This window comes from Actinomycetospora sp. ABD4_176 (assembly GCF_056311855.1).
Genome location: NZ_CM149974.1, coordinates 2670300 through 2692616 on the forward strand (window position 1 = coordinate 2670300; position 22317 = coordinate 2692616).

Annotated in this window: 20 protein-coding genes; 14 read left to right on the forward strand and 6 right to left on the reverse strand. The window is 75.0% G+C overall.

The annotated features are described in order from the left end of the window. Positions 1-54: 54 nt before the first annotated feature. From ACYX4T_RS12910 to ACYX4T_RS12925, 4 genes are all read left to right on the forward strand, one after another. Positions 55-1206, forward strand: a complete 1152-nt coding sequence (locus ACYX4T_RS12910; protein ID WP_476015269.1) for an APC family permease — start codon at positions 55-57, stop codon at positions 1204-1206. 78 nt (positions 1207-1284) lie between these two features. Next, positions 1285-2508, forward strand: a complete 1224-nt coding sequence (locus ACYX4T_RS12915) for an alpha/beta hydrolase (RefSeq protein WP_476014890.1) — start codon at positions 1285-1287, stop codon at positions 2506-2508. A 34-nt stretch (positions 2509-2542) separates the two neighbouring features. Continuing rightward, entirely contained in the window at positions 2543-3175 is a 633-nt protein-coding gene (locus ACYX4T_RS12920; protein WP_476014891.1) for a hypothetical protein, read from the forward strand. A 10-nt stretch (positions 3176-3185) separates the two neighbouring features. Further along, positions 3186-4652: a protein adenylyltransferase SelO gene (locus ACYX4T_RS12925; RefSeq protein WP_476014892.1), complete on the forward strand. Its 1467-nt coding sequence runs from the start codon at positions 3186-3188 to the stop codon at positions 4650-4652. Here the strand turns inward: ACYX4T_RS12925 and ACYX4T_RS12930 are convergent. After that, positions 4637-6262 (reverse strand): FAD-dependent monooxygenase, encoded by a 1626-nt coding sequence (locus tag ACYX4T_RS12930; RefSeq protein ID WP_476014893.1) that lies wholly within the window; start codon positions 6260-6262, stop codon positions 4637-4639. The two genes, ACYX4T_RS12925 and ACYX4T_RS12930, sit on opposite strands and share 16 nt — an antisense overlap. Positions 6263-6473: 211 nt before the next feature. Between ACYX4T_RS12930 and ACYX4T_RS12935 the strand changes: the two genes are divergently transcribed. The 3 genes from ACYX4T_RS12935 (at position 6474) to ACYX4T_RS12945 (ending at position 9068) form a co-directional block, all read left to right on the forward strand. Continuing rightward, positions 6474-7580: an LLM class flavin-dependent oxidoreductase gene (locus ACYX4T_RS12935; protein ID WP_476014894.1), complete on the forward strand. Its 1107-nt coding sequence runs from the start codon at positions 6474-6476 to the stop codon at positions 7578-7580. Continuing rightward, the gene (locus ACYX4T_RS12940) at positions 7577-8197 is read left to right on the forward strand and encodes an FMN reductase (RefSeq protein WP_476014895.1); all 621 of its coding nucleotides are present in this window, start codon (positions 7577-7579) and stop codon (positions 8195-8197) included. The genes ACYX4T_RS12935 and ACYX4T_RS12940 overlap by 4 nt, the downstream gene beginning before the upstream one ends. A gap of 136 nt (positions 8198-8333) precedes the next feature. Beyond that, positions 8334-9068: a GAF and ANTAR domain-containing protein gene (locus ACYX4T_RS12945; protein ID WP_476014896.1), complete on the forward strand. Its 735-nt coding sequence runs from the start codon at positions 8334-8336 to the stop codon at positions 9066-9068. 26 nt (positions 9069-9094) lie between these two features. Here ACYX4T_RS12945 and ACYX4T_RS12950 read toward each other — a convergent pair whose 3' ends face one another. Then, positions 9095-10852, reverse strand: coding sequence for an MFS transporter (locus tag ACYX4T_RS12950; RefSeq protein WP_476014897.1), 1758 nt, complete (start codon positions 10850-10852; stop codon positions 9095-9097). Between the two features lie 59 nt (positions 10853-10911). Here ACYX4T_RS12950 and ACYX4T_RS12955 point away from each other — a divergent pair, with 59 nt between their 5' ends. Further along, positions 10912-11577 carry a TetR/AcrR family transcriptional regulator gene (locus ACYX4T_RS12955; protein ID WP_476014898.1) on the forward strand — a complete coding sequence of 222 codons (666 nt, stop codon included), beginning with the start codon at positions 10912-10914 and terminating at the stop codon, positions 11575-11577. On the opposite strand, the gene ACYX4T_RS12960 is transcribed toward ACYX4T_RS12955, so the two are convergent. Together ACYX4T_RS12960 and ACYX4T_RS12965 are read right to left on the reverse strand one after the other, a co-directional pair. Beyond that, complete coding sequence (locus ACYX4T_RS12960) at positions 11555-12346, reverse strand: alpha/beta fold hydrolase (protein WP_476014899.1); 792 nt, start codon at positions 12344-12346, stop codon at positions 11555-11557. The genes ACYX4T_RS12955 and ACYX4T_RS12960 overlap by 23 nt on opposite strands. Next, positions 12343-12720, reverse strand: coding sequence for a DUF1330 domain-containing protein (locus ACYX4T_RS12965; protein ID WP_476014900.1), 378 nt, complete (start codon positions 12718-12720; stop codon positions 12343-12345). The genes ACYX4T_RS12960 and ACYX4T_RS12965 overlap by 4 nt, the downstream gene beginning before the upstream one ends. Positions 12721-12798: 78 nt before the next feature. Here ACYX4T_RS12965 and ACYX4T_RS12970 point away from each other — a divergent pair, with 78 nt between their 5' ends. The 4 genes from ACYX4T_RS12970 to ACYX4T_RS12985 all read left to right on the forward strand — a co-directional run bounded on the left by ACYX4T_RS12970 (position 12799) and on the right by ACYX4T_RS12985 (position 16658). After that, positions 12799-13404, forward strand: a complete 606-nt coding sequence (locus ACYX4T_RS12970) for a TetR/AcrR family transcriptional regulator (RefSeq protein ID WP_476014901.1) — start codon at positions 12799-12801, stop codon at positions 13402-13404. Positions 13405-13476: 72 nt separating this feature from the next. Next, positions 13477-15984 carry an HAD-IC family P-type ATPase gene (locus tag ACYX4T_RS12975; protein WP_476014902.1) on the forward strand — a complete coding sequence of 836 codons (2508 nt, stop codon included), beginning with the start codon at positions 13477-13479 and terminating at the stop codon, positions 15982-15984. A 181-nt stretch (positions 15985-16165) separates the two neighbouring features. After that, positions 16166-16384 carry a hypothetical protein gene (locus ACYX4T_RS12980; protein ID WP_476014903.1) on the forward strand — a complete coding sequence of 73 codons (219 nt, stop codon included), beginning with the start codon at positions 16166-16168 and terminating at the stop codon, positions 16382-16384. Then, positions 16368-16658, forward strand: coding sequence for a hypothetical protein (locus ACYX4T_RS12985; protein ID WP_476014904.1), 291 nt, complete (start codon positions 16368-16370; stop codon positions 16656-16658). Before ACYX4T_RS12980 ends, ACYX4T_RS12985 begins: the two co-directional genes overlap by 17 nt. 59 nt (positions 16659-16717) lie before the next feature. On the opposite strand, the gene ACYX4T_RS12990 is transcribed toward ACYX4T_RS12985, so the two are convergent. Then, positions 16718-18853, reverse strand: a complete 2136-nt coding sequence (locus ACYX4T_RS12990) for a molybdopterin-containing oxidoreductase family protein (RefSeq protein WP_476014905.1) — start codon at positions 18851-18853, stop codon at positions 16718-16720. Positions 18854-19114: 261 nt separating this feature from the next. Between ACYX4T_RS12990 and ACYX4T_RS12995 the strand changes: the two genes are divergently transcribed. Then, positions 19115-20110, forward strand: coding sequence for an AraC-like ligand-binding domain-containing protein (locus ACYX4T_RS12995; protein WP_476014906.1), 996 nt, complete (start codon positions 19115-19117; stop codon positions 20108-20110). Positions 20111-20228: 118 nt separating this feature from the next. Next, positions 20229-20570, forward strand: a complete 342-nt coding sequence (locus tag ACYX4T_RS13000; protein WP_476014907.1) for a hypothetical protein — start codon at positions 20229-20231, stop codon at positions 20568-20570. Between the two features lie 94 nt (positions 20571-20664). Here ACYX4T_RS13000 and ACYX4T_RS13005 read toward each other — a convergent pair whose 3' ends face one another. Further along, positions 20665-22308: a flavin-containing monooxygenase gene (locus tag ACYX4T_RS13005; protein ID WP_476014908.1), complete on the reverse strand. Its 1644-nt coding sequence runs from the start codon at positions 22306-22308 to the stop codon at positions 20665-20667. Positions 22309-22317 lie beyond the last annotated feature (9 nt).

Here is a 22317-nt window from a genome sequence, read left to right on the forward strand (position 1 = left end):
GGCCTCGAGCGACGGCTCGGCCTCACCGACGCCGTCGTCGTCGGGCTGGGCTCGATGCTCGGCGCCGGCGTGTTCGCCGCCTTCGGGCCCGCGGCCGCCGCGGCGGGGTCGGCGCTGCTCGTCGGCCTCGCCGTCGCCGCGCTGGTCGCCTACGCGAACGCGACGTCGTCGGCGCGGCTCGCGGCCCTCCACCCCGAGTCCGGCGGCACCTACGTCTACGGGCGACGACGCCTCGGCGACGTGTGGGGGTTCGTCGCGGGCTGGGGCTTCGTCGTCGGCAAGACCGCGTCGTGCGCCGCCATGGCCCTGACGCTCGGCAGCTACGCCTGGCCCGAGCACGCGCGCGCCGTCGCGGCGGTGGCCGTCGTGCTGGTGACGGCGGTGAACTGCCGCGGGGTCGCGAAGACCGTCGCCGCCACCCGCGTGCTCGTCGTGCTCACGCTGCTCGCCCTCGTCGCGGTCGTGGTGGGCGCCCTGATCCGGCCCGGGACGTCGCCGGCCCTGGTCCTCGACGGCGCGTCGGGTGGGGTGGGCGGCGTGCTGCAGGCCGCCGGGCTGCTCTTCTTCGCGTTCGCGGGCTACGCGCGCATCGCCACGCTCGGCGAGGAGGTGCGCGATCCCGCCCGCACGATCCCGCGCGCGGTGCCGCTCGCGCTCGGGATCGTCGTGGTGGTCTACGCGGTGGTCGGCGCGAGCGCGCTGGCCGCCGTGGGGCCCGCCGCGCTCGCGGCCTCCCCGTTCCCGCTGGCGACGGCCGCGGGCGGCGAGGTGTTCGGGACCGTCGTCCGCGTCGGCGCCGCGGTGGCGTCGGCGGGCGTGCTGCTCTCGCTGGTCGCCGGGGTCGGGCGCACGACGCTGGCCATGGCGCGGGACCGCGAGCTCCCGCCGGCGCTCGCCGCGATCCACCCCCGCTTCCGCGTGCCCCACCGCGCTGAGCTCCTCGTGGGGGCCGTGGTCCTCGTGCTGGTGCTGGTCACCGACCTGCGCGAGGCCATCGGGTTCTCGAGCTTCGCCGTGCTCGTCTACTACGCCATCGCCAACGCGGCGGCCCTGACGCTCGGCCGCGCCCGGGTCCTCGCCGGCGTGGGTCTCGTCGGCTGCGTGGTCCTCGCCGTCACCCTCCCGCTCGTCAGCGTCGTCGCCGGCGCGGCCGTGCTGCTCGCGGGTCTCGCCGGCCGGGCGCTGGTGCGCCTCCGGCGCAGGTGAGCAGAACGAAGTGCCAGAGCACGCGACAGTGCTCACGAGCGCGGAGCGCACCTGTGCTTGGCTCGTGACGTGGTGCAGGTGAGCGGGCCCGACGACCCGACGGTCGAGATCCCGGCGGTGTCCGCACCGCGCTCCGCCGCGTCGCTCGTCGTGCTCGCGCTCCTCGCCGTCGCCACTCTGGTCCTGCTCGCCGCCGCGGTCACCGCGGTGGCGCCGACGACCGCGCTCGCCGGTCCGGTCGCCTCGCCCCTGCTCGTGGTCGTGTACGGGCCGCTCCTGCTCGTGCTCGGCCTCGTCGTGACGGTCGGGGCGTGGCTGCTGCGCCGGTCCCCGTGGGCGCGCCGGGCGACCACGGTCGTCGCCGCGCTCGCCACGGTGGCGACGCTGGTGCTCGCCGGCGCGGTCGGGGCCGTGGTCGTCGCGACCCTCGGCGCCGGCGGCGGCGTCGACCCGTGGCGGGCGCTCACGCTCTCCGGCCCGCCGCCGGGCGCGGCCCCCGACGAGCGCCCCGTGTACACGACCACCCCCGAGGGCCAGGACCTCCACCTCGCCGTCACGCGTCCCCGCGGGGCGGCCGGGCCGGCGCCGGTGTTCGTGTGGGTGCACGGCGGGGGCTGGGCGAGGGGCTCGGAGCTCGACCGTGCCGCCGACATGCGCCGCCTCGCCGACGCGGGCTGGCTCGCCGTGTCCGTCGAGTACACGCTCTCGCGCCCCGGCCGCCCCACCTGGGACGTCGCCGGCCCGCAGGTGGCGTGCGCGCTCGCGCGGGTCGCGGAGCACGCGGCGGCACGGGGCGGCGACCCGGGCCGCATCGTGCTCGGCGGTGACTCGGCGGGCGGGCAGCTCGCCGTCACGGTCGGCTACCGCGCGGCCGCGGGCACCCAGCCCTCGGCCTGCCCCTCGCCGGTACCGGTGCCCGCGCCGCGGGCGGTCGCGACGCTCTACCCGGCCGTCGACCTCGCCGACACCCACCGCCGCGGGCAGGGCGCGCAGGGGTTCGCCGTCGCCTACACCGGCGGCACGCCCGACCAGGTGCCCGACCGCTACCGGGCGGTGACGGGCACCGACGTCCTCGACCCGCAGGCCCCGCCCACCCTCGCGATCGTGCCGGCGCGCGACCGCCTCGTCCCGCCCGAGGGCGCGACCGACTTCGTCGAGGCCGCCCGGGCGGCGGGGATCGACGCCCGGCAGGTGGACGTGCCCTTCGCCGACCACGCCTTCGACACCGGCCCCGACGGCTCCCTGGGCCACCAGGCCGCCTTCTCGGTGCTCGCCGCGTGGGCCGGCGAGCAGGTCCGGTGAGCGCCTCGTCCCGTCCGGCGGGTAGGCCCCGGGCATGGACACCGACCGCTTCGAGGGGTGGATCGCCGGCGTCGGCACGGCGGCCGGGCTGCGCGCCGTCGTCGGGCACTGGCCGCGCTCGCCGTTCGGGGCGTTCACCGACGTCATGGTCGAGCGCCCCGACGGCCGGCGCATCCTGCTCGCGCCCGACGAGCAGGTCCGCGACTTCGTGGCCGCCACCTACACGTTCGACGAGGTGCGGCTCGGCCCGGTGAGGCACAGCGCCGGGATCGGCGAGCACCGCGTCACCACCGCCGAGCTGGACCTGACGCTGCGGGTCGGGCGGCGCCCGCCGCTGGGCCGGCTGCTGCGCGCGGTGCCGGGACGCCTCGCGACGGCGCCCGCCTGGATCACCGCGGTCGACGTCGTCGCGCGGCGCGTGCTGCCCGGCGTGCGCACGGTGGGCAGCGCCGGCGGCGGGCGCCGCGAGTACTACGGCGCGCGGGACCTGCACCGCGTCACCGACGCCCGGCTGCGCTGGGAGGGCGCCGACCAGGGCGCGCTCACCCCGGTCACGCCGCCGGTGCGCTTCGGCTTCGGCTCCACGCCGCGCACCCCGTCGCTCGTGCGCCTCACGACGCTGATCCGGCATAACGACTCCGGCATACCGACGACGCCTCGCGGTTAGCCTCGGAGACATGACCGTCGCTGCCTCGCCCGTGACGCTCGACGACTGGTTCGTCCGCGACCTCGGCGGGCTCTACCAGCCCTGGGCGGCCGCGCCCTCGCCGTCGCCGGAGCTGGTGGCGCTCAACGAGGACCTGGCGGCCGAGCTCGGCGTCGACGTCGCCGCGCTGCGGAGCGCCGAGGGCGTCGCGGTCCTCGCCGGCGCTGCGGTCCCCAGCGGGGCGACGCCGGTGGCCATGGCGTACGCGGGCCACCAGTTCGGCAACTACTCGCCGCGGCTCGGGGACGGCCGGGCCCTGCTGCTCGGCGAGCTCACCGACACCGCGGGCCGGCGCCGCGACCTGCACCTCAAGGGCTCGGGGCGCACGCCGTTCGCCCGCGGCGGCGACGGCCGGGCGACGCTCGGGCCGATGCTGCGCGAGTACGTGGTCGGCGAGGCGATGCACGCGCTCGGGATCCCGACGACGCGGGCGCTCGCCGTCGTCACCACCGGCGAGACGGTGATGCGCGAGACGCCACTGCCCGGCGCCGTGCTCGCCCGCGTCGCTGCCAGCCACCTGCGCGTCGGCACCTTCCAGTACGCCGCCGCCACCCGCGACGCGGACCTCCTGCGCCGCCTCACCGACCACGCGATCGCCCGCCACCACCCGCAGGCCGCGGAGGCGGAGCGCCCGGCGCTCGCGCTGCTCGAGGCCGTCGTGGAGGCCCAGGCGGCGCTGGTCGCGCAGTGGATGGACGTCGGCTTCGTCCACGGCGTCATGAACACCGACAACATGACGATCTCGGGCGAGACCATCGACTACGGGCCCTGCGCCTTCCTCGACGCCTACGACCCGGCGACCGTGTTCAGCTCCATCGACCACGGCGGGCGCTACGCGTTCGGCAACCAGCCGCAGGCCGCGCAGTGGAACCTCGCCCGCTTCGCCGAGTCGCTGCTGACGATGATCGCCGACGACCCCGAGCAGGCGATCGAGCCCGCGACGGAGGTCGTGTCGTCGTTCGGCGAGCGCTTCACGCGGCACCGCTCGGCGGGGCTGCACGCGAAGATCGGGCTGGTCGGCGAGCACACCGAGCTCGTCGGAGACCTCGTGACGCTCCTGACCGACCAGCACCCCGACCACACCCGCTTCTTCCGTGGGCTCTCGGCCGCGGTCCGCGGGGATGCCGCACCGGTGCGCGACCTCGTCGTCGACCGCGACGCCGTCGACGCGTGGGTCGCCCGGTGGCGCGCCGCGCTGGAGTCCCAGGACCGGACGGTGGCCGGGTCCGCCGACGCGATGGACCGCGTCAACCCGGTCTACATCCCCCGCAACCACCAGGTCGAGGCCGCCCTGGACGCGGCGGTCGCGGGCGACCCGGAGCCCTTCCACCGCCTCGTCGACGTCGTCTCCCGCCCGTACGAGGAGCGCCCGGGGCTGGAGGAGTACGCCCAGGGCGACCCGTCCGCGACCGGCTACGTGACCTACTGCGGGACCTGAGCGGGCACACCCGTGATCGTCGCGAGGTGGGCGGCGAGCGCCGGCTCCGACAGCGGGCGGGCCGTCCACCCGACGTAGCCGTCGGGGCGGACGAGCACGGCGTCCCCGCCGCGCAGGCCGTAGGCGGCGGCGAGGTCACCCGCGGCGTCGACGAGGCACGGCTCGCCGGCGTCGGCGAACGCCGCGGCGAGCGCCGGCGCCACCACGGCGTGCACGCGCAGCGGCAGCCCGCACGACGCCGCCAGGGTGCGCACAGCGCCGATCTCGGTGAGCTGGGTGGCGTCGTCGACGGAGGCGAGCAGGGCGAACTCGGTGGCGGCGAGGACCGCGTGCAGCCGCAGCGGGTCGGTGGCGGTGTCGCGGCGCAGGCCGCGGGCGTCGGGCGCGCGGTCGCCGGGTCGCACCCCGAGGGCCTCGCCCTCCGCGCCGACGATGGGGCTGTCGGGGTAGCCGACCAGCAGCTGCGCCTCGCGCCGGACCACCGTCGCGGGGTCGTCGGCGTCGAACCCGTCGCGGGCGTGGCGCACGGTGCGCCCGACGACCTCCTCCCCCACCGGGTGGCGCTCGGCGTGGTAGCTCTCGAGCAGCGCGGGCGCGGCGCGCCCGTCGACGACCAGCGCCAGCTTCCACGCGAGGTTCAGCGCGTCCTGGATGCCGGTGTTCATGCCCTGCCCGCCGGTGGGCGGGTGGATGTGGGCGGCGTCGCCGGCGATGAACACCCGCCCCTCGCCGTAGCGGGACGCGAGACGGTGGCTGATGCGGAACACCGACGACCAGCGCAGGTCCGACACCGTCGTCGGTTCGGGGGCCAGGCGGTCGACGACGGCCTGCAGGTCGGCCACCTCGGGCGCGCGGCCGGACTCGAGCCCGTGGACGATCCCGTCGCCGGACCCCTCGGTGGGCCGGCTGCGCAGCTCCGGCGGGGCCAGCATCGAGATGCGGTAGCGACCGTGCTCGGGCAGGGGGATGGCGACGAGGGCGTCGTCGGGTTCCCCGGGCACCGCGCAGGTGATGCGGACGCCGTACCCGGCGGGCAGGGACCAGTCGAGGACGACGTCGCCGAGCATGTACTCCTCGGGGAAGGCGTCGCCCTCGAAGCCGGTCCCCATGCCCTTGCGCACGACGCTGTGGGCGCCGTCGGCCCCGACGAGGTACCCGGTGCGGACGGTCCGCTCGCCGTCGGACGAGCGCAGCTGGAGCGTCACCCCGTCCGCGTCCTGGGTGAAGCCCACCAGCGCGGTCCCGCGCTCCACCGCGCCGCCGTGGCGGTGCAGCTCCTCGGCGAGCAGGCGCTCGGTCGTGTACTGGGGCAGCGTGGTGAAGCCGTAGGGCACGTCCGGGGGCAGGGCGAGCTCCAGGCGCGCCACCTGCGCGCCGTCCCGGAACACGACCTGACCGCGCAGCGTGCGCACCTCGTCGAGGGCCGCGGTGAGCATGCCGGTGCGCTCCCAGTGCTCGAGCGTGCGCGGCTGGAGCCCGACGGCCTTCGCGTAGTGCCGGGGCTCGTCGAGCTCGTCGATCACCAGGGGGCGGACGCCCCGGCGGGCGAGCTCGACGGCGGCGGTGAGCCCGACCGGGCCGGCCCCCACGACGACGACGTCCAGGTCCATACCGACTCCTCTCCGTCACCGTCAGACGCGTCCCGACGGCCACGACCACCTGTTCAGCCCAGCTCCGAGATCTCTTTGACCACGAGGAGTACAACGCACCCGCCGTGCTGCCGTCAACGACCCGCACGGCAGGGCGCGGAATAGTTGACGTGTCCTCGATCGTTCACGAGGATGCACGTTGAAGGTTCAACGACCTGGAGTGAGGGCGGCCATGCAGTTCGGTGTCTTCTCGGTCAGCGACATCACCCCGGACCCGACCACCGGCCGCACGCCGACCGAGGCGGAGCGCCTGCAGGCCGTCCTGCGGATCGCGGAGAAGGCCGAGGAGGTCGGCCTCGACGTCTTCGCCCTGGGCGAGCACCACAACCCGCCGTTCTTCTCGTCCTCCCCGACGACGACGCTCGCCTGGATCGCCGCCCGCACCCAGCGGCTGCAGCTGTCCACCGCGACCACGCTGATCACCACGAACGACCCGGTGAAGATCGCCGAGGACTACGCGATGCTGCAGCACCTCGCGGGCGGTCGCGTCGACCTCACCCTCGGGCGCGGCAACAACGGCCCGGTCTACCCCTGGTTCGGCCAGGACATCCGCCAGGGCATCCCGCTGGCGATCGAGAACTACGCGCTTCTGCGCCGGCTGTGGGACGAGGAGACCGTCGACTGGGAGGGGCGCTTCCGCACCCCGCTGCAGGGCTTCACGTCGACACCGCGCCCGCTCGACGGCGTCGCGCCGTTCGTCTGGCACGGCTCGATCCGCAGCCCGGAGATCGCCGAGCAGGCCGCGTACTACGGCGACGGCTTCTTCCACAACCACATCTTCTGGCCGGCCGACCACACCCGGCGCATGGTCGACTTCTACCGCCGCCGCTTCGAGCACTACGGGCACGGCGACGCCGACCGGGCCGTCGTCGGCCTCGGTGGGCAGGTGTTCATGCGCAAGAACTCGCAGGACGCGATCCGGGAGTTCCGCCCGTACTTCGACGAGGCGCCGGTCTACGGGCACGGCCCCGCGCTGGAGGACTTCGCCCGCGAGACGCCGCTGACGGTGGGCAGCCCGCAGCAGGTCATCGACAGGACCCTGGGCTTCCGCGAGTACGTCGGCGACTACCAGCGCCAGCTGTTCCTCGTCGACCACGCGGGCCTGCCGCTCACGACCGTCCTCGAGCAGCTGGACATGCTCGGCGAGGAGGTCGTGCCGGTGCTGCGCCGGGAGTTCGCCGCCCTGAAGCCGGCCCACGTGCCGGACGCCCCGACCCACGCGTCGCTGGTGGCCGCCCGTGACGCGGCCCGGGAGCAGCAGGAGGTGACGGTCCGATGACCACCCGCACCCTCGCCGTCGTCAGCGCGGGGCTGTCGGTGCCGTCCTCGACGCGGCTGCTCGCCGACCGGCTCACCGACGCGACGGTGACAGCGCTGGCCGAGCGGGGCGTCGAGGTCCGGCCCGAGGTGGTGGAGCTGCGCGAGCACGCCCGCGACCTCGCCGACCACCTCGTCACCGGCTTCCCGAACGCCGCGCTGCGCCCGGTCCTCGACACCGTCGCCGGCGTCGACGCGCTCGTCGCCGTGACACCGATCTTCTCGGCCTCCTACAGCGGCCTGTTCAAGACCTTCGTCGACGTCCTCGACCGCGAGGCGCTCGCGGGGACCCCGGTGCTGCTGGGCGCGACGGCCGGTTCGGCGCGCCACCAGCTCGCGCTGGACCACGCGCTGCGCCCGCTGTTCGCCTACCTGCACGCGACGGTGGTGCCGACGGGCGTGTTCGCCGCGGCGGAGGACTGGGGCGGGTCGGGGGCGAGCCGCGAGCTCGGCGAGCGCATCACCCGGGCCGCCGGGGAGCTCGCCGACCTGGTCGCGGGGCGCCCCGCAGCGCGGCGGACCGGCGACCCGTTCGCCGACCCGACGCCGTTCGAGGCCCTGCTGCGCGGCGAGGTCTGACACCGCCGCGACGGTCGGACCCCGGCCGTTTCCCCGACCCGTCCTCCGGGAACTGCCGTCAGGCGAACGGCTTGTGCTGTCCGACGAGCATGCGACGGTCGCCGATCCGGGTCGGGGATCCCGAGGGAGGCCACCCATGCGCACCAACGAGGCGCTCGTCACGGCGCTGCGCCAGGCAGCCCGTGACCTCACGGCGAAGCGGTCGATCCGGGACATGGAGCAGACGCTCGGCGAGATCGTCCGCTCCGCCGTGGACACGGTGCCCGGCGTCGAGGCGGGCGGGATCTCGCTGACCCGGGACGGGGACATCGAGTCGCGGGACCCGACGCACCCGGCCGTCACCGAGCTGGACCAGCTCCAGAGCGAGATCGAGGAGGGGCCCTGCATCACGGCGGTCGAGGACCCGCCCGAGGACGGGATCGTCGTCGCCCAGGACCTCGCGGGACCGGATGCCGAGCGCTGGCCGAGGTTCGCGCCGCGGGCGGTGCAGGTCGGCTACCGGTCGATGATGTCGAGCCAGCTCAGCCACGAGCCCGGCCGTGTCCGGGCGGCGCTCAACCTGTACGCGAGCGCGCCGGAGGCGTTCGACGACGACGCCCGGCTCACCGCGGGGCTGTTCGGCGTGCAGGCGGCGATGCTGCTCCACGGCAGCGAGCACGCCACGAACCTGCAGCGCGCCGTGGACAGCCGCGACGTCATCGGGCAGGCCAAGGGCATTCTCATGGAGCGCTTCACCGTCGACGACGACGCCGCGTTCACGATGCTCGTGCGGTCGTCGCAGGACACCAACCTCAAGCTCGTCGACGTCGCCCGGTGGCTGCACGACGAGGCCCGGCAGCGCAGCGCCGACGGTCGGGACGCGCCGGCCTGAACCCGCCCGGGTCAGCCGGGGCCCGCTCAGACGGGCACGCCCGCCGGTGCGCTCCGGTCGGCGCGCACCGGCTCGGCGAGGTCGACGTCGCGCACGAGCCCGTCGGTGCCCGACAGCGGCTCCGCCTGCGCGATGCCCGACCACTGCACGACGAGCAGGTGCGCCCGGCCGGCACCGGTCCGCCCCACCGCGAACGCGCCGTCGTCCCCGGCGCGCACCCGGCCGAGCTGGTGGCCGTCGGTGCTGACCACCGTCAGCACCGCACCACCCGGCGCGCCACGGTGGCGCACGGTGCCGCTGACCAGCGGCAGCGCGGCGGGCTCGACGGCCGCCGCCCGCTGCCCCACCGGCTCGGCCACCGACTCGGCCACCGACTCCGCTACCGGCTCGGCCACCCGCGGCGCCGGGCGCTGCCGCGGGACGAAGGCGACGATCACGACGGCGGCCACCGCCGCCCCGGCCCCGAGCAGCATGACGAGGACGAACGCGCCCTCGGTCGGCACGCCCGCGCTGCTGACGAGCGAGGCGAGCAGCACGCCCGCGACCGCGCTGGCGAACGACGTGCCGAGCGCGCGCATGAGGTTGTTGAGGCTGTTCGCCGCCGCGGTCTGCGCCACGGGCACGGCCGCCATGATCAGTGAGGGCATCGCGCCGTAGCCCAGCCCGATGCCGCAGGCGATGACGATCGAGCTGATCACGAGCTCCCACACCGAGCCGTGGAACGCCGCGCCGACGCCGTAGCCGACGGCCACGACGGCCGCGCCGACCATGAGCGTCGTGCGTGGGCCGGACGCGGCGCTGATGCGCGCGGAGAGCGGCGACATCGCCATCATGCAGAGTCCGCCGGGCGCGAGGACGAGGCCCGCGACGAGGATCGACTGCCCGAGGCCGTAGCCGGTGGCCGTCGGCAGCTGCAGGAGCTGCGGGTAGACCAGCGACATCGCGAACATCGAGAAGCCCATGACGACCGACGCGGTGTTCGTCAGCAGCACCTGGCGGCGCCGGCTGACCCGCAGGTCGACCAGGGGCTGGCGCGTGCGCAGCTCCCACCACGCCCACGCGAGCAGGACGACGCCCGCGACGACGAACAGCGTCACCGTCGTCGCGCTCCCCCAGCCCCACGTGCCGCCCTTCGACACGGCGAGCAGCAGGCAGACGAGCGCGACCGCGAGCCCGACCGCGCCGACGAGGTCGAACCGGCCGCCCGCCCGCTGCGCCGACTCCGGCACGAGCGCGACGACCCCGACGAGCACGACGACCCCGAGGCCGCCGGCGGCCCAGAACAGCGTGTGCCAGTCGGTGGTCTGGGCGATGAGGGCCGCCAGCGGGAGGCCCAGCGCGCCGCCGACGCCGAGCGAGGCGCTCATCAGGGCGGTGGCCGAGCCCAGGCGCTCGGGTGGCAGCTCGTCGCGCATGAGGCTGATGCCGAGCGGGATGACGCCGGTCGCGAGGCCCTGCAGGGCGCGCCCGACGACGAGCGGGACCAGCGAGGTGGACAGGGCCGCCACCACCGAGCCCGCGACGAGCGTCGCCAGGCACACGAGCAGCATCCGCCGCTTGCCCACCATGTCGGCGAGGCGCCCGACGATCGGCACCGCGACCGCCGCGGTCAGCAGCGTCGCGGTGACGATCCACGCCGTGTCGGCCGCGGGCGCGCCCAGCAGCCGGGGGAACTGCGGCACCAGCGGCACCACGAGCGTCTGCTGCAGCGACACCGTGATGCCCGCGAGCGCGAGCACCGGGACGAACGCGGGGGCGCGGCGGGGCGGCGCAGCCGTGGTCACCCGCCCAATCTAAATCAGACGATTGACAAGGGCGAGGCGGGCCCGATTCACTCGGCGCCGTGCCCGCCAAGGCCCGGACCGACCGCAACGTCGCCACCCGCACGAGCATCCTCGACGCCGCGGAGCGCCTCTTCGCCGAGCACGGCGTCCAGGAGGTGTCCAACCGCCAGGTCGCCGACGCCGCCGGCCAGGGCAACACGGCGGTCGTCGGCTACCACTTCGGGACGAAGACCGACCTCGTGCGCGCGATCGCGCGCCGCCACGGCGAGGCGATCGAGCGCACGCGCGAGGCGATGGTCGCGCGCATCGCCGGGAGCCCCGATCGAGCTGACGACCTGCGCGACTGGCTCGACTGCCTGGTCCGCCCGACCTTCGACCACCTCGACGCGCTGGGCAGCCCGACCTGGTACGCCCGCTTCGGCGCGCAGGTGATGACCGACCCGACGTTGCGGGACATCCTCGTCGACGAGTCGCTGGGCTCGCCGGTCCTGCTGCGCATCCTCGACGGGCTGCACGCGTGCCTGCCCGAGCTGCCGGCGGCCGTGCGCCGCGAGCGCGGCGACGTCGGGCGCCACCTGCTCGTCCACGTCCCCGCCGAGCGCGAGCGGGCCCTCGCCGAGGGCGCGCCCACCACCCGCGCCACCTGGTCCGACGCCGCGTCGGGGCTCGTCGACGTGCTCGTCGGGGTGTGGCTCGCCCCCGTCACGCCGGCGCACGACCACTGACCTCGTCCCAGAACCCGACGAGCACGCGGGCGGCCTGCTCGGGGTCCTGGGCCATCCACCAGTGACCGAGGCCCTCGAGCTCGGCCACCCGCGCGCCCGCCCGCACCGCGGCGCGGCGGCGCTGGGCGTCGTCGCCCACCACGTGGTCGGCGGTGGCGAGCACCGCCAGGCCCGGACGCCGGGCCGCGTCCGGCAGGTGGACACCCGCCTCGGCCATCACCGGCTGCACGGCGGACCGGTAGTGGGTGAGGATCGCGCGCCCCATCTCCGCGTCCTGACCCGCCACCACCGCCGTCGCAACGGTCTCGGGCATGCCGCGCCCGACGAGCAGGGCCACCACCGCGTCGACGTCGCGGCCGGGGCCGAAGCGCTCGGCGACGTCCGCCTCCCCCACCCCGGGCGTCTGCCAGCGCTGCGCGAGCTCGTGCCACACGTAGTCGGGCTCGAAGGCGCCGAGCGTGTCGCTGACCCAGCTGCGCAGCAGGTCGGGCCGGACCATCGCGACGCGCAGCGTGTGACTCCCGCCGAGGTCGTGGCCGACGAGGTCGACGGGCCCGTCGGTGGCGACGACCGTCTCCAGCTCGCCGATCAGCCAGTCGCGGTACGCCTCCGGCGTGGCCGCGAAGCCGTCGGGCAGCGGTGCGCCGAACCCCGGCGGGGACAGCCGCACCACCGACCCGCCCGGCATGCCGGCGCGCTCGAGCGCGCCGAGCAGCGGCTCCCACACCGCCGGGGTCTCGGGGTTGCCGTGGACCAGGACGACCGTCACGCGACCTCCCGACCCACGGCGGGGACGGTCGGCTGCAGCACGGCCTCGGCCAGGCCGCCCACCCGCAGGTGCTCGATCTCCCGGTACGCCGGGTCGCGGACCATGGCCGCGAAGTGCTCCCGGCTGGGGTAGCGCACGAGGAGCACCGTGTCCCACGCCTGCCCGTCCTCGGCCGCGAGCGCACGCCCGCCCTCGCCGAGGTAGACGATCTCCACGCCGTAGCGCGCGCTCACCGCGCCCACCGCGTCGACGTACCGCTGGTAGATCTCCCGCCCGCCCTCGGGGCGGAAGCGCAGCAGGTTGAGCATCACCACGGGACCCCCGGGGTCCTCCGCGAGCAACGTCTCCACCGCGCCGTTCGGCAACTCCACCATGTCCGTCTCCTCTCGGGTGTCCCATCACTCTCACATACTTGTCGGTCGACACGCAAATGAGCCTGCTAGGGTTCCCCCGTGACCGTCGAGCCCCGCCGCCGCACGCAGGCCGAGCGCCGCGAGCACACCGAGTCCGCCCTGATCGCCGCGGCCGCCGAGGTCGTCGTCGAGTCCGGGGTGCGCGCCCTGACGCTCGCCCGCGTCGGGGAGCGCGCCGGCTACAGCCGCGGGATCGTCACCCACCAGTTCGGCTCGAAGCAGGGGCTCGTCGACGCCCTGGCCCGGTCGATCCAGGGCGGCTTCGTTCCGGGCCTGACCGAGATGACACCCGGGCTCGACCGGCTCCTCGCGCTGGTCGACGGCTACGTGCACGGGCTCACCGCGCTGACGACCGCGAACCGCGCCTTCCTGCTGCTGTGGGCCGAGGCCGCCACCGCGTCCGAGCTCGCAGCGACCTTCCGCGAGCGCGACCGCGCGTTCCGGGCCGACCTGCGCGAGGACGTCGAGGCCGGCCTCGCGGCGGGCACGATCCGCGACGACGTGGACCCGGTCGCCGTCGCCACCGCGATCGTCGGGCAACTGCGCGGCATCGGGCTGCAGCGCATGCTCGACCCCGAGGACGTCGACACCGAGCGGCTGCGCGCCGACGTCACCGCGCAGTGGCGGCGGGCCCTCGCGGCCTGACCCCTTCAGCTCCACATCAGGGACGCCCGGGACGATCGTCGGCGTGCGACGCGACGAGCCGGGGGACGCGGGATGACGACGGCGACCGTCGAGGGCCTGAGCGACGCCCGGGCCCGCGAGCTCGCGCGCGAGGGCCGGGCCAACACGCCCGTCTCGGGGTCGGGACGGACCACGGGGCGCATCCTGCGCACCACGGTCTTCTCGTTCTACAACAACACGCTGTTCGTCATCGGGATCGCGCTGCTCGCCCTCGGCCGCTACAGCGACGCCCTGGTCAGCGTGGGCCTCGGCATCATCAACGCGGCGCTCGCCGCCGTGCAGGAGCTGCGCGCGAAGCGCCAGCTCGACCGGCTCCAGCTGCTCGCCCGCGAGCCCGTGACGGTGGTGCGCGACGGTGAGGACCGCATCGTGCCGCCCGCCGAGGTGGTGGTCGGCGACCTGCTGCGGCTGCGGGCGGGCGAGCAGATCGTGGTCGACGGGCCCCTGGTGTCGGGCCACGTCGAGGCCGACGAGTCGCTCCTCACCGGCGAGTCCGACCCGATCGCCAAGGCCCTCGGCGACCCCCTGCTCTCAGGCAGCTCCGTCGTCGGCGGCGAGGGGTGCCAGCGCGCGGAGGCGGTGGGCGCCGAGAGCCACGCGGGGCGGCTGACCCTCGCCGCCCGCGCGGACACGATGGTGCTCACGCCGCTGCAGTGGCGCATCGAGCTGGTGGTGCGGCTGCTCATCCTGCTCGTGGTGCTGATGAGCGGCGCGATCCTCGCCCAGGCGGCGCTCGAGGGGTCGACGGTGCTGCGCTTCGTGCAGACGTCGGCCGTGCTGTCGGGCCTCGTGCCCTACGGCCTGTTCTTCCTCATCGCCGTCGCGTACACGGTCGGCGCCGCGCGGATCGCCGGGCGCGGCGCCCTGGTGCAGCGCACCAACGCCGTCGAGGCGGTCAGCCGCGTCGACGTCGTGTGCACCGACAAGACCGGGACGCTGACGAGCGGGCGGCTCACGCTCGTCGAGGTGGTGCCCGACGGCGGCGACGAGGCGGGCGCGCGGGCCCTGCTCGGCACGTTCGCCCGCTCGGTGGCGAGCACCAACGCCACCACGGCCGCGCTCGCCGGCGACGCCACGCTGCCCGGGGACGCGGCGGACGTCGTCGACGAGGTCGAGTTCCGCTCGTCGCTGCGCTGGAGCGGCATCACCCTCGCCGACGGCACCTCGCTCGTCCTCGGCGCGCCCTCCACGCTGCGCGCGTCGCTCGCCGACGCCCAGCTCGTCAGCGAGGACGCCGTGCGCCGGCGCACCGATCGGGGCCTGCGCGTGCTCGTCCTCGCGCGCGCCGAGGGACCGCTCCGCGAGGCCGACGGCCGGCCCCGCCTGGCCCGGCTGCGCGGCGTCGCCCTGATCGCGCTCGCCGACGAGCTGCGCGACGGGGTCACCGACGTCCTCGCGCACCTCGCCGAGGAGGGCGTGACGATCAAGGTGATCTCCGGCGACGACCCGGACACCGTCGCCGCCCTCGCCCGCCGCGCCGGGATCGCGGGCCCGGCGATCGCGGGGCCGCGGCTCGGGGCGCTCGAGGGACCCGACACGACCGCCTTCGACGAGGCCGTCGACACCCACGGTGTGTTCGGGCGGATCGCGCCGGAGCAGAAGGAGCAGATCGTCACCTCGCTGAGCCGTCGCGGGCACCAGGTGGCGATGGTCGGCGACGGCGTCAACGACGCCCGCGCGCTGAAGTCCGCGCAGGTCGGGGTGGCGATGCGCTCGGGGAGCTCGGTGACCCGCGACGTCGCCGACATCGTGCTGCTCGACGACTCGTTCACCACGCTGTCGCCCGCGCGCACCGAGGGCCGGCGGATCATCGCAGGCGTCGGCGCGTCGATGTACCTGTTCCTCGCGCGGGTGGCCACGCAGATGCTGGTCATCCTCACCGTCACCCTGCTCGGGCTCGGCTTCCCCTACACGCCGACCCAGGTCGGGCTGACCCTGTTCACCGTCGGGCTCCCGACGTTCTTCCTGACCATGTGGGCGCGCCCCACGCCACCGGCCGAGGACCTGCTGGCCTCCCTCGCGCGGTTCGTCATCCCCGTCGGCGTGCTCACCGCGGGCTTCGGCACCGCCGTCTACGCCTACCTCTACCAGCTCGTGACCACGGGTCTGACCGTCCGGGACATGCCCGAGGGCACGAGCATGTGGGAGCAGTACACCGGCCTCCCCGCCACCGACCCCGACTTCGTCACCGCCGCGGCCACCCTGGGCGCGCAGTCCGGGCTCTCGGTCTTCGTCTCGACGAGCGCGCTGGTCCTCATCCTGCTGCTCGCGCCGCCTCATCGGATTTTCGCGGCCTGGGCGCCGGTGACGGACGACCGGCGCCCGACGTGGCTCGCCCTGGCCCTGTTCGCGGCGTTCGCGGTGGTCCTGCTCGTCCCCGCCACGCAGGAGTACTTCGGCCTCACCGCGCCCGACCCGCCCGTCGTCGAGGCCGCGGGCGTCGCGATCGTGGGGTGGTTCGTGACCCTGAGCGTCGTCCTGCGCCACCGGGTGCTCGAGCGCGCCCTGGGGCTGTACCGGCGGCCGCCGGTCGCCGGCTGAGCACCCCGGTGCTGTTTCGGTCCAGACGGCGTCCACGTGGCGAGCGATACGTGACCTGGACCACCATCGCGGGTGCCGTGTTCAGTCCGCGAGCCACGGTCGACCCTCCGTGATCGCCGGCGCCCCGTCCCGACGGGCGAGCGAGCACGGGTCCCGGTGGCGGACGAGGAGGACCCCGCCCATGTGGCACCTGCACTGGCGTGCTGAGACCAGCACCGCCGACACCCCGCTCGACGCCCGGCGCCGCGTGCGCCCCGCCGAGCCGACACGCACGACCGAGGCGGGCCCCGACGGCCGGTCCGGTCGGACCCGCGGGTCGTTCCAGCACGTCTGGCACGACACCCCGGCCGGGACGCTGGCCGGGGCCGTCCCGGAGACGGTCCGTGTCCGCGGGCGGTGACGGGCCCGGCCCCGGCACGGGTGACGCCTGCACCCGCGCCGCCGCCGCGCTCGCCCCGCGCGCCTGCCCGCACGGTGGCCTGACCCTCTCGCCCGCCGCCGTCGCCGCGCTCGCCGACCTGTTCCGCGCGATCGGGCGGGGTGGCGACGTCGGCGACGTCGCCGACCGGGCGGCCCGCCGCGTCCTCGGCGCCCTCGAGCGGGACACACCCGTCACGCCCGCACCGCGCACCCCCGACGACCGGACGTCCGGCCCGCTGCTCGCCGCCCGCTGACGGGTGGGGCCGACCGGTGCCGCCCGAGGGGCGGGCGGCACCGGCCGGGGTCTCGGGGCTCAGACCGGCGCGATCTCCACGCGCGTGTCCGAGAACGTCGGCGCGTTGCCGAGGTCGGCGAAGACGAAGGGGTTCACGGCGTTCACCGTGCTCTGGTCCTTCGCGTTCTTCGGCCACGCGCCCATCGGCGCCACGGCCACGCCCGGCGCCACCTCGTCGCTGACGCGCGCCAGCGCGACGAACCGCCCGCGGTCGTTGTAGACCGCCACGTACTGGCCGTCGGTGATGTCGCGTGCCGCGGCGTCGGCGGGGTGCAGGGTCACCATCTGCTCGCCCTGCACGCGCTTCTGCATGGCCTGGTCGCCCGCGCTCGAGTTGAGGAACGCGTGCGACTTCGGCGAGAGCAGGTTCAGCGGGTGGCTGTCGGACGTCTCGCGCGGCGGCACGTAGTGCGGCAGCGGGTCGACGACCCCGCCCGGCTGGTACTCCTCGGAGAGCTGGCGGAAGAGCGGGACGACGAAGTTGCCCGCCGCCTCCAGCGCCGAGGAGCGGAACTCCGTCTTCCCCGACGGCGTCGGGAACCCACCCTGGGCGTGCGGGCGGTACTCGTCGGGTGACGGCAGGTTGAGCCGCGCCCAGCCGGTCTCGCGCAGCGACGCGAGCGTGATCCCCTCCATCACCGGCGAGGACCAGTCGTAGGACTGCTCGAGCAGCTCCTCGTCGGAGAGCCGGAAGTAGGGGTCGTCGAAGCCCATGCGGGCCGCGAGCCGGCGGAACAGCTCGGTGTTCGGGACGGCCTCGCCCTCCGGCGCGATGGCCGGGGTGTTCAGCGTGACGTAGAAGTGGCCCCAGCTGAACATGATGTCGTGCTGCTCGAGCTGGGTCGTCGCGGGCAGCACGATGTCGGCGTGGCGGGCCGTGTCGGTGAGGACGTGGTCGCTGACGACGGTGAACAGGTCCTCGCGGGACAGACCCCGCGCGAGCTTGTCCTGCTCGGGGCAGACCACCATCGGGTTCGAGTTGTAGACCACGAGCGCCGTGACGGGCGGGTCCAGCTGCATCTCGCCGGTCAGTGCCCGCCCCAGCAGGTACTGGTTGACGACGCGCGTACCCGGCGTCGCCATCTCCGGGTGGATGAACGCCGGCCAGTTGACGGGGTGCGCCCACAGCGGCAGCTGCAGCAGCCCACCCCCGACGTGCCGCCACGCCCCGGTCAGGGCGGGCAGGCAGGCGATCGAGCGGACGGTCTGCCCGCCGCCGGCGTGCCGCTCGATGGCGACGCCGATGCGGATCATCGACGGGTCGGTGGTGGCGTACTCGCGGGCCAGCGTGCGGATGTCCTCGGCGGGGATGCCGGTCTCCTCCGACGCCCACTCCGGGGTGTGCTGCGCGGCGCGCTCGGCGAGCTCGTCGAAGCCCACCGTGTGCTCGCGGACGTAGTCCTCGTCGTGCAGGCCCTCGGAGATGATCACGTTCATCATCGCCAGCGCGAGCGCGCCGTCCGTCCCGGGCTTGATCGGGATGTACCAGTCGGCGCGCCGGGCGGTCTTGTGGCGCACGGGGTCGATGACGACGACCTTCGCGCCGCGCTTCTGCGCCTCGGCCACCACCGGCCACAGGTGCAGGTTGGTCGAGACCATGTTGCAGGCCCAGATGATGATGTACTTCGAGTGCACGATGCTCTCGGGGTCGACGCCCGCGGTCGCCCCGACGGTGGCGGCGTAGGCGGTACAGGACCCGGAGTCGCAGTAGGTGCGCTCGGTGATGGTGGCGCCCAGGCGGTGGAAGAAGGCGTCGCCCACCGACAGGCCGTTGAGGATGCCCTGCGTGCCGAGGTAGCTCACCGGCATGACGGTCTCGGGGCCGTGCTCGGCGATGCGCGACCGGAACTCCGACGCGATCGTGTCCAGAGCGTCGTCCCAGCTGATCTGCTCGAACCGCCCGCTGCCCTTCGGTCCGGTGCGGCGCATCGGGTGCAGCACGCGGTCCGGGTTGTAGACCTTGTCCTGGTAGTTGTTGACCTTGACGCAGAGACCGCCCCGGGTGATCGGGTGCTCGGGGTCGCCCCGCACGCCGGTCGCGACGCCGTTCTCGACGGTCACGACCATCGCGCAGGTGTCCGGGCAGTCGTGCGGGCAGGCCGCGCGCACGGTGGTGGTCGTGGGCGTGAGCGGCAGGTCGTCGAGGGCGGTCACGGGCTCTCCCGGGCGGCTCGGGCGGCGGCAGGGGGTCCGCCGCGTGGTGGTGGGCCGGGCGGACGCGACCCCGTGGTCCGACCGCCGGGGACAGCCTGACCGCCCGGGGAGGTCGCGCGCTTGTCGCTGGGCGACGAGTTGTCCCGGCGTTGACCAGGAGGTCTCCGGTTCCCTAGCGTCGAGCGACCGCCCCTGCTCACCGACACCGCTCACCGACTCCGCCGTCGACCAGATGTCCTCCTCCCCCTCCGGGAGCCGCCCGTGGCGACCACCGCCCGCCCCGTGGGCCCGTTCGCGCGCCCCCGGACGCCGGCGCGCGCGCCCGGCCCGGGCGAGGTGCGGGGACGGGCCGACCGCGTCGACGGCTGGCGCGACCTCCTGCGCGAGCACTTCGTCGCCCTCGACGTGCACACCCGGCGCGACGCGGCGTTCGACGGGGCGGTGCGCAGCAGCCTGCTCGGGCACCTCGCGGTGGCCACGGTCGACTCGACCTCCCAGGAGTGCGTCCGCACCCCGGGGCTGGCCCGCGACGACGACGACTACCTGCAGGTCGGCCTCATCGCCCGCGGCGAGGCCGTGGTGCGCCAGGACGGGCGCGAGGCCCTCCTCGGCCCCGGCGCCTACACGATCTACGAGACGGCGCGGCCGTTCGCCTGGCGGTTCACCGGCGACTGGCGGATGTTGGTGTTCACCTGGCCCCGCGACCTCGTGGGCATCGACCCGGGCACCTCCCGGTCGGCGACCGCGCGGGCGCTGGGCGGCGACCGCCTCGGCAGCATCGTCGGGCGCACGCTCGCCGACGTCGTCGGCGCGCCGCCCGAGCTCTCCCCCGCGGCCGCGGGGCGTCTCGCGACCGAGCTCGCCGACCTCGTCGGCACCGTCGCCGGCGAGGCCCTGCACCGCGACGCGACGGGCACCCGGGCGGCCGCCGCCCTGCGCGCCCGCGTCGAGGCCTACGTCGCCGAGCACCTCGAGGACCCCGACCTCGGGCCCGAGACCATCGCCCGCGCGCACTTCGTCTCGACCCGCCAGCTGCACCGCGCCTTCGCCGAGGCGTCGACGACCGTGGGCCGGCTGGTGCGCCGCCGGCGACTCGAGCACGGGCAGCGCGCGCTCGCCGACCCACGGCTCGCCGACCTCTCGGTCACCGACGTGGCCGTGCGCTGCGGGTTCGCCGACCTCGCCGCGTTCAGCCGCGCGTTCAAGGACGCCTTCCACGAGCCCCCGAGCAGCTTCCGCCGTCGTCACTCGGAGTGATCCCCGGCGAGCGGAGAGAATTCCCTGCTCAACGGGGAACATCCGGGCCCGCCCGCACCGTCAGAGGTTCGAACGCCCCCCGCACCGGGCACCGATTCTCACCGAGAGCGAGCACGCCATGAGCACCGACACCAGCGCCTCCGACCGCCACTTCGCCGCCGACGGCACCATCTACGAGGCCGACGGCACCGTGGTCGGCACCTACCAGCTCGACGAGCACGGCCACCTCGCCTCGACCGCCACGGACGAGGACGGCGACGGCCGCGTCGACACGGTCGTCGCCGACACCGACCACAACGGGACCTTCGAGACCGGCGTGGTCGACACGAACGGCGACGGCTACGGCGAGACGGTCCTCATGGACACGGACGACGACGGCGACTTCGACACCGCCGCGCTCGACACCGACGCCGACGGCACCTTCGAGACCGTCCGGACCGACCCCGACGGCTTCGCCTGATCCCCCCATGTGAGCACTTTCCGGGCCTATAGGCCCGGAAAGTGCTCACATACGTTCGGGGCCCCGGCGGACGCCCGCGACCTCGGCCGCCCGATCACACCGACGAGAACACGAACCCCGGGTAGCCGTCGGCGGCGAGCTGGTCGCAGTGCTTCCGGTAGTTCCCGACGCCGCCGATGTAGGCCATGAACACCCGCGGCTTGCCGGGCACGTTCGAGCCCATGTACCAGGAGTCCGCCCGCGGGTAGAGCGTGTACTCGCCGACCTCGCGGACGTGGTCGGTCCAGCCCCGCTCGGCCTCCTCGGTGGACTCGACGACCGTGTCGCCGCGTGAGTGGGCGTGCGCCACGGTGTCGGCGACGAAGTCCACGTGCTGCTCGATCGACACCATCATGTTCGACAGCACCGACGGGCTGCCGGGCCCGGTGATCGTGTAGAGGTTCGGGAACCCGGCGACCTGCAGCCCGAGGTGCGTCACCGGCCCGTCCGCCCACTTGTCGACCAGCCGCACCCCGGCGCGGCCGCGGATGTCGACGGCCGCGAGTGTGCCCGTCATCGCGTCGAAGCCGGTGGCGAACACGAGGTCGTCGACGGCGTACTCGGCGTCCGTGGTGCGCACGCCGCGCCCGGTGATCTCGACGAGCGGCGTGCGCCGGAGGTCCACGAGGTGCACGTTCTCGCGGTTGAACGTGGCATAGTAGCCGCTGTCGAGACACGGGCGCTTGGTGCCGAACGGGTGGTCGCGCGGGCACAGGGTCTCGGCGGTCTCCGGGTCGTCGACGATCTCCCGGATCTTCTCCCGCACGAACTCGGCGGCGGTCTCGTTGGCGTCGGCGTCGACGATGCTGTCGGTGTACGAGGTCAGCAGCCCCACGAGGTTGCGTCCCCAGACGCTCTCGTACTGCGCGTGGCGCTCCTCGGCGGTCACCTCGAGCGCGGAGCGCGTCGCCTCCGGCACGGGCACGCCGAACCCGGATTCGCGCGCGGCCTGCCGGTGCTCGCGGTAGCCGCGCTTGCGCTCGGCCTGGGCCTCGTCGGAGAGCGGGGCGTTGTTCGCGGGCATGCTGAAGTTCGCGGTCCGCTGGAAGACGGTGAGGTCGCCCGCCTGCTCGGCGATGAGCGGGATCGCCTGGATGCCCGAGGACCCCGTGCCGATGACGGCCACGCGCCGCCCGGTGAAGTCGACGGGCTCGTGGGGCCAGTGCGCGGTGTGGAAGGTGCGGCCGGCGAAACCCTCCACGCCCGGGATCTCGGGCAGCTTCGACGTCGACAGGCAGCCGGTGGCCATGACCAGCTGCTCGGTGTCCCAGACCTCGCCCGCCTCCGTCGTCACGGTCCACCGGCCGTCGTCGTCGCGCCAATGCGCGGCGGCGACACGGGTCCCCAGCCGCACGCCGTCCCGCAGGCCGAAGCGGTCGGCGACATGGTGGACGTAGCGCAGGATCTCCGGCTGCGTCGGGTACTTCTCGCTCCAGTCCCACTCCTGCTCGAGCTCCGGGGAGAACGAGTAGGAGTACTCCATGCTCTCGACGTCGCACCGCGCGCCGGGGTAGCGGTTCCAGAACCACGTGCCGCCGATGTCGTCGCCCGCCTCGAGGACGACGGTGCGCAGCCCGAGGCCGCGGAACCGGTGGAGCATGTAGAGCCCGGCGAGGCCGGCGCCGACGACGAGGGCGTCGACGCGGGTGGTGGCGGCCTCGGTGGGGGCGGGCACGGGCTGCGCGAGGGTGTCGGTCACAGGGTCACC